Raw genomic sequence first — 569 nt, 5'->3', positions numbered from 1 at the left:
CTAGGGAGTGTCTGGTGGATCATGGAAGCCAGGTGAGCAGGGCTGCGAGGTGGAGCGCTCCGAGGTAGTTGCGGGCGTGCCGGTCATAGCGGGTGGCCAGTCCTCGCCAGTGTTTGAGCTGGCAGAAGCCTCGCTCGACGGTGTTGCGGCGGCGGTAGCGGTCCTTGTCGAACCCAACCGGGCGGCCACCTCGGGAGCCGCGCCGGGCTCGGTTGGCCTGCTGGTCGCGGGGTTCGGGGATGGTGTGGGCGATCCCGCGCCGGCGCAGCAGCTGCCTGTTTGCGCGAGAGCTGTAGCCCTTGTCGGCCAGCACGTAGTCCGGGCGGGTCCGCGGCCGGCCCCGGCCCGGGCGGGCCACCGCGATTCCGGTCATGAGCTGGCCGAACTGGGTGGTGTCATTGATGTTCCCGGCGGTCAGCTGCAGCACCAGCGGCCGCGCTTGTCCATCGACGATGGCGTGGACCTTGGTGGTCAGCCCGCCGCGGGATCGGCCGATGGCATGGTCGGCAGGCTCGGTGACGACGGGTCTCTCCCGTCGTCGCCGGTGATCGATTCGGTGATCGAGTCGG

1 protein-coding gene is annotated in these 569 nt (G+C 69.9%); it reads right to left on the bottom strand.

Annotation, left to right across the window (positions count from 1 at the left end):
- Window positions 1-19 precede the first annotated feature (19 nt).
- Window positions 20-569: IS5 family transposase (locus ACFPL3_RS42050; RefSeq protein ID WP_379591053.1), on the bottom strand; the 550-nt coding region annotated here is incomplete at its 5' end.

It is taken from the genome of Pseudonocardia zijingensis, assembly GCF_042657305.1.
Taxonomy (GTDB): Bacteria; Actinomycetota; Actinomycetes; order Mycobacteriales; family Pseudonocardiaceae; genus Pseudonocardia; species Pseudonocardia zijingensis.
The sequence above is the reverse complement of the archived record's forward strand: the minus strand, read 5'-3'. Positions and strand labels throughout refer to the sequence as shown.